Raw genomic sequence first — 7,084 nt, forward strand, 5'->3', positions numbered from 1 at the left:
ATAAATAAACAGTGAATACTATGAAAATTATTAATGAAAAACAAATCCCAAAAAGAAGTTTAAAAAGAAGTCTGATTGTATTTATCGGAAACGTCCTGGGGATATATCTGATAAGTTTTTTAGGACTTGGAGTGAAAGTCAGTCAATTCGATGACATATTACTTTTAGTAATATTCATCAGTTTATTTAATGCAATTCTCTGGCCCATCTTGACAAAAATAGCTATGCCCTTTTTAGTTTTGACCTTTGGGTTGGGAACATTAATATTAAACGGACTCCTGCTTCAAATTTTTGCACCGGCATTTAATATAGAAATTCAGGGCGCAGCAATAATACTTGTCCCATTAGCCATGGCCGCCGTTACAACTGTAATTTCTTCATTAATAACAATTGAAGATGACAGTTCATATTACAGGGCTGTTTTAAGAGATGCTGAAAAGAAAAGAAAAACTGAAATTAAAGAGTATCCAGGAGTAATAATTGTTGAAATTGACGGACTTGCATATGAAGTTTTATGTGAAGCTGTCGAAAGAGGAGACATGCCTACCGTTAAAGAAATGATTGAGGGTGATGATTACACTCTTAGAATGTGGGAAACCGACCTGTCTTCCCAAACCGGCGCAAGCCAGGCAGGAATTCTTCATGGAAATAATGAAGGCATTGTTGCATTCAGATGGATTGAAAAGAGCAATGGCAATCAGATGATGCAATGTTCAGGAATCACCAAAGTCCCGGAATTAGAACATAGAATTTCAGATGGAAACGGATTGCTTGTTGACAATGGAGCAAGCAGATCAAATTTATTTTCAGGCGATACAGACAACGTAATATTTACATTCAGTAAGATTATGGACTTTAAAAAATTATACAATAAGGCATGGTATTCAGTATTTTCCAATCCAAGTTATTTTGCACGTATAATTGCTTTGTTTCTTGCAGACATTATACGTGAAATATACTCACAAATCATTCATTCACTAAAAAACATCAGACCAAGAATAAAACGTGGAATAGTATACATTCCAACAAGAGCTGCCACAAATGTATTCATGAGAGAAATAAATACTTCAACACTGATTGGAGATATGATGGTTGGAGACGTTGACGTTGCATATTCAACATATTTAGGTTATGATGAGATAGCTCACCACTCCGGAGTTAGGGATAATGATGCATGGTTCGCTTTAAGAGAAATGGACAAACAAATCAAACGTTTAACTGATGCAAATAAATACTGCCCTAGGGATTATCAGTTTGTCATTCAGTCAGATCACGGCCAAACAAACGGTGCTACATTTACCCAAAGGTATGGTGAAACATTTGAGGAATTTGTCAAGTCATTACTTCCCGATGACATGACAGTGTTTGCAAAAATGAATTCGAATGAAGACCATTTTGCCGGAGATTATACGCCATTTTCAAGAAAGAATAAAAAAATAAAAAAAGAAAAAGAATTAAGTGACTCTGAAGTCATCGTGTTGGCATCAGGCAATCTTGCAATGATTTATCTGACCCAATGGAGTCGGAGATTAACCTATGAGGAACTTAATAACTATTTCCCTGAACTGATAGACGGCATTATAAATAATGAATATGTTGGTTTTATTTTAGTTAAATCCAAAGAACATGGTGATTTAGCTATAGGTAAAAATGGAACTTACTATCTGGACAGCGGTGAAATTGAAGGTGAAAACCCTCTTGAAGGATTTGGAAACAATATCGTCAGACATTTAAAAAGAACAAGCTCATTTGAACATACCCCTGACATCCTGGTTAACAGTTTTTATGACAGGCAAGCTGATGAAGTGTGTGCTTTTGAAGAATTGGTCGGAAGTCATGGCGGAGCTGGAGGAGACCAGTCAAAACCATTCATATTGTACCCTTCAAGTTGGAATGTCAGTGATGATGAAATTATTGGTGCGGAAAACATTTATAAACTGCTAAAAGAGAATTTAGCTGAATTGAAAAAATAATATCGATTAAATTAAAATGGGAATTAAACATATCTTACCATGACCATAATTTATAACTCATATAGTATAATCTTTTAACAAATGATTAATATACAAACAGAAAATATTGGTTGATATACTGAAAGTTTGAATGACGATTGCTTTTTAACATCCTTGACGTTAATGTGAAATGACATTCATTAAAATAATAGTTAAAGAAATACTTTTGTTTTAATTAACCTCAACATCAAATATTATGCAAATAAGAATTGCAACGACATAATCTGTTGAACCTCCCAATTTAAGAACCGGAGCATTCTTGCACAAAAATGTTAAATTCATCAAATGAGATTGACTGATTTTTAAATTATTTATAAGATTAACTAAATATATTCTATACATGACAAAATGTATCATGGTTCAAGGAACCTCCTCAAATGCCGGAAAAAGCATGCTTGTAGCAGCGCTCTGTAGAATATATAAAAATCGAGGATATAATGTGGCTCCTTTCAAGTCCCAGAATATGTCCTTAAACTCATATACCACTAAGGAAAACGGTGAAATTGGAATAGCTCAGATGTTACAGGCCGAAGCGGCAATGATTGAACCAAGCATACATATGAATCCTGTTCTACTAAAACCTAAAGGGGATTTTACATCCAATGTAATTATCCAGGGAAAATCCATTGGAGACATGAACTTTTACGATTACCAGCATAAATACCATGATACAGCATTTAATGCAATGAAAGAAAGTTTTAAAATCTTATCCGAGAAATATGATATTATTTTCATTGAAGGAGCCGGATCACCTGCAGAAATAAATATGAGAGACCAGGATATAGCAAACATGGAAATAGCCCATATGGCAGATGCCAATGTAATACTAATAGCAGATATTGAAATGGGTGGTGTTTTTGCAGCTATTGCCGGAACATACGTACTGCTTGATGATTATGACCGCTCCCGCCTAAAGGCAACCGTTATCAACAAGTTCAGAGGTAACCTTGATATATTAAAGCCAGGTCTTGACAGAATTGAAGAGATTACCGGAGAACCGGTTTTGGGAGTTCTTCCATATGATGAAACTTTAAGACTTCCAGAAGAGGATTCAGCATCACTAACTACACATGTCTTTGCAGAAGATAAGGACATTACAATTGGAGTTATCAGACTTCCTAAAATAGCTAATTTCACAGATATAGATCCATTTGAATACGAAGAAGACGTTGCTCTTAAGATGATTGGCATTAATGATGATATAGGTGACGTTGATGCCATTTTAATTCCCGGAACACGTAATTCAACAGAAGATATGTTTGCCCTAAAAGAAAGTGGTCTGGCAGACAAAATTATAGCAAAATCCTCTGAAATTCCAATCGTTGGAATCTGCGGAGGTCTGCAGATTTTAGGCAATGTAATCCATGATGAAGAAAAACGCGAATCAAAACATGGAACTATTGACGGTTTAGGATTATTGGATATTGAATCAAGCTTTTCGAGAAGCGAAAAGATTGTAACACAATCAGTTGCAACAATTCCTGAAAATCTTGATGGACTAGCAGGCGAAATATTTAAAAATATAATTGGTGAGGAAGTTACAGGTTACGAAATCCATGAAGGAACAACCGAACTTAAAACCTGCAATGCATTATTAAACATTAAAAAAGGTCAGGGAAATAATGAAGACGGTAAAATTGATGGAGCTTCACAGAATAACATCTTTGGAACCTACTTCCATGGAATATTCCACAACTACAACTTCAGACGTGAATTTTTAAACTATATACGTATTAAAAAAGGTTTTGAAGCAAAGTATGAAGAAGATCCATACGAAACCCAAAAGGATTATTCATTAAACAGATTGGCTGAAATCGTTGAAGAAAACCTTGATATGGACATTATCGACAAATTAATATTTGATTGAAATGACAAGACCATCCCTTACAACAAATTTAACTAGTGAAGAGTTTAAAGAGTACTATTTTTTAAAAGAAGAACTGAAAGATTTTTTAAGGTCTGAAGGCTTAAAAGTCAGCGGCGGCAAATCTGAACTGGAAAAACGAATCATATATTATTTGGATACTGGTGAAGAGTTAAAAGAAAAAAATGAAATCGTTGATGTGAAAGACAGCAGCGAAGAAATTACACTTGAATCTGAGATTGGTGAAAACTTCAAATGCAGTGAAGATAAACGAAAATTCTTTGAAAAGGAAATCGGAAAAAGTTTCAAATTCAAAGTCAAATTCCAGAAATGGCTAAAAGCAAATCCGACCAAAACATATCAGGATGCAATTAATGCATATTATGAAATTCAAAACTCAAAAGAAAAAACTGCAATCGGAAAACAGTTTGAATATAATCAATATATTAGAGATTTCTTTGAAAATAATGATGATAAATCTTTAGATGATGCCATTGCATGCTGGAAATACAAAAAAAGCCTTAAAGGACACAACAAATATGAAAAAAAAGATTTAGAAATATTGAACTAAATCTTATCTTTTGTATGTTTTTGCCAAACCTTATCATCATCAGATGCAGACGCCTGATTATCGGCCATTACACCAACTAGGTCATGAGCAACATACGGCTCTTCCAAATAGCTAATATCATCATCACTTAATTTTAAATCAGCTGCGTTAACTGCCCCTTCAACGTGATGCATCTTTGTAGCACCAACAATTGGAGATGTGACCTTTTCTAAAAGCCAAGCCAATGAAACTTCAGTCATTGAAACATCATAATTTAGGGCAAGTTCATTAACTCTTTTGATAATCTCAAAATCCTGCGCTTCGCTTGACTGGTATTTCAATTTAGCATAGAAGTCTTCGTTCATTCTTTTTGAATCCTCACCCGGCATTCTTGACAGTCTTCCTGAAGCAAGTGAACTGTAAGGAGTTGTTGCAATATTATCCGCTTTACAAAGAGGAATCATTTCACGTTCCTCTTCTCTGAAAATCAGATTGTAATGACCCTGAATTGATACGAATTTCTTAAAACCTTCCGCTTCAGCCAGTGCATTAGCTTTTGCAAGCTGCCAAGCAAAACAATTTGAAATACCAATATATTTCACTTTATCCTCTTCAATTACTTCATTTAAACCTTCCAAAATATCATATAATGGAGTGTTATAGTCCCACATGTGATAGATATACAAATCTATATAATCCAAACCAAGATTGGTAAGGCTTTTTTCAACAAAATCGTGAATGTGCTTTTGACCTGAAATATTATTTTTGATTTCATCTTCAGACCTTGGAAGAAACTTAGTTGCTACAACTACATCTTCTCTTGTGGCATTTTCCCTTATTGCACGGCCAAGATACTGCTCTGAGGTCCCATTCTGATAGCCTATGGCCGTATCAAAAAAGTTAATTCCATTATCCAAACCATTTGTAATTATTTCTATGGATTCCTTTTCAGGCAATGTCCATGTATGCATCCCATCTGCAGGATCTCCAAACCCCATACATCCCATACATATTCGACTAACATTTAAATCTGAATTTCCCAATTTTGTATACCTCACATTAACACCTCTTCATAATGTAAAATACATAAGAATAATCATCGCTGTTTTGTCTATAAACTTTAATTTCTTTTTTTAACTGCCCAACAAAATTTTTTGCTGATTTATCAGTTTTCAGTTCATTTAGATTCATTTCCAGTTTGTTATAATAGTCTTTCCAGTCATTTTTGGAAACAATGACATAGTCAATGAATCTGAAACCTTCGTCGTTTATTTGTGAAATCTTATTTTCAATTGTATCGACATCATCATATGTATTTTTCCAGAATTTTTTTGATTCTGCTGACGGTTTTGAAATCCATGACACATCAGAGACAACCATGTAACCGTTTGGCTTCAATAATCTCCTCCATTCTTTTAAACCTTCTTTAAAACCAATTATTTCGATTGAAGATTCACAAAATACCAAATCAAATTCCTCATTTGCAAAATCCAAATCTCTCATATCCATCTCATAGGTGAAAACCCTATCATGAAGATTGTTTTCTTTAATGTTTTCATCTAAAACAGTTAAATAATGCTTAAATAAGTCGATAGCTTCAACTGTTGCATCCTCAAAGTAATTTGCAAGAAGTATTGTTGACTGGCCAACTCCACAGCCGATATCCAAAACATTTGAAATATTGTCACGTTCAATTTTGTCCAATACCTCAAGGGTAGTGTCCTCACTGCCCGGCGATAATCTGTCCAAATCTTTGTAAGCTAAGAAAAAATACAATGGTATATCCATAATTTAAATTTAAACCGTATCATTTAAAAATGTTAACAAACATAAATTATAATATCAATTTATTTGGAGATTAAAATATGATTGTAAATGTAAAAGCAACTAATAAAAAATCCGGTGAAGTAATTTCATTTGCCTTAGAAGGTAACGCAGATGCAGGTTTTACCTACGAAGGAACCCACATGCAAGAAGTAGCTGATAACAAAATCAGAGAAGTTAATAACGGTTTAATCTTACTTGGTTCTCCACTTTACACCATTAAAGCTGGTGAAACTGAAGTCATTGAAAACATGACTTTTGTAACTGAAATTACCGCAGATTGAACTACCTCGAACTGTGGAGCTCGAGGATTCTTACTTCACGGGCTGTAGATGCTAATGCATCTAGATTTACCGTGCTATCCCCTCCGTCCCGGAGGTTCTTTATTATTTTTTCTTGAAGAATCCTTATTCCTTCATGCAGTATGTTTTTGCTGGCGTTAATATCCCTGTTATGATGTTTTCCGCATTGTGGACAAGTCCATTCTTTTTCATATTCCAAGTCCTTGTTGTAGTATCCGCAGTGGTGGCAATTTTTACTTGATGGATACCATCGGCTGATTTGAATGAATTCTTTGTTGTGCCATTGTGCTTTGTAGCGGATTTTTTCCACCAGCGAGTATAATGCTATTCTTTGAAGCTTAGTGCTCCAGTATTTATTTTTGAACATGCTTTTAATGTTTAGATTTTCCATACATATTAAATCATAAGTTTGCACTAGGTCGTGGCTTATTTTGTGGTATGTGTCTTTGATTTTGTTTGTTTTTTTATCTTGCCATTTCCAGTATGTTCGAAGGGTCTTTTGGTATCTTTTGCTCATGTATTTTTTTCGGGA

7 protein-coding genes are annotated in these 7,084 nt (G+C 34.3%); 4 read left to right on the forward strand and 3 right to left on the reverse strand.

The genetic code is table 11. The features are described from left to right. Window positions 1-20 precede the first annotated feature (20 nt). From IJL02_RS06830 to IJL02_RS06840, 3 genes are all read left to right on the forward strand, one after another. Window positions 21-1,973 (forward strand): phage holin family protein, encoded by a 1,953-nt coding sequence (locus tag IJL02_RS06830; protein WP_292813720.1) that lies wholly within the window; start codon window positions 21-23, stop codon window positions 1,971-1,973. A gap of 379 nt (window positions 1,974-2,352) precedes the next feature. Beyond that, entirely contained in the window at window positions 2,353-3,879 is a 1,527-nt protein-coding gene (gene cobQ / locus IJL02_RS06835) for a cobyric acid synthase CobQ (RefSeq protein ID WP_292813724.1), read from the forward strand. Between the two features lies 1 nt (window position 3,880). Next, a complete protein-coding gene (locus IJL02_RS06840; RefSeq protein WP_292813729.1) occupies window positions 3,881-4,447 on the forward strand; it encodes a DUF6434 domain-containing protein in 567 nt (188 codons plus the stop codon). Here IJL02_RS06840 and IJL02_RS06845 read toward each other — a convergent pair. After that, window positions 4,444-5,484: an aldo/keto reductase gene (locus tag IJL02_RS06845; protein ID WP_292813732.1), complete on the reverse strand. Its 1,041-nt coding sequence runs from the start codon at window positions 5,482-5,484 to the stop codon at window positions 4,444-4,446. The two genes, IJL02_RS06840 and IJL02_RS06845, sit on opposite strands and share 4 nt — an antisense overlap. A 1-nt stretch (window position 5,485) precedes the next feature. Beyond that, a complete protein-coding gene (locus tag IJL02_RS06850; RefSeq protein ID WP_292813735.1) occupies window positions 5,486-6,214 on the reverse strand; it encodes a class I SAM-dependent methyltransferase in 729 nt (242 codons plus the stop codon). Between the two features lie 77 nt (window positions 6,215-6,291). On the opposite strand from IJL02_RS06850, the gene IJL02_RS06855 reads away from it, so the two are divergent. After that, window positions 6,292-6,534 carry a hypothetical protein gene (locus tag IJL02_RS06855; protein ID WP_292813738.1) on the forward strand — a complete coding sequence of 81 codons (243 nt, stop codon included), beginning with the start codon at window positions 6,292-6,294 and terminating at the stop codon, window positions 6,532-6,534. A 1-nt stretch (window position 6,535) separates the two neighbouring features. Here the strand turns inward: IJL02_RS06855 and IJL02_RS06860 are convergent. Beyond that, window positions 6,536-7,084 (reverse strand): transposase (locus IJL02_RS06860; protein ID WP_292813741.1); only part of this gene is annotated, 549 nt, incomplete at its 5' end.

The organism is Methanobrevibacter sp. (assembly GCF_017427765.1).
Classification (GTDB): domain Archaea; phylum Methanobacteriota; class Methanobacteria; order Methanobacteriales; family Methanobacteriaceae; genus Methanocatella.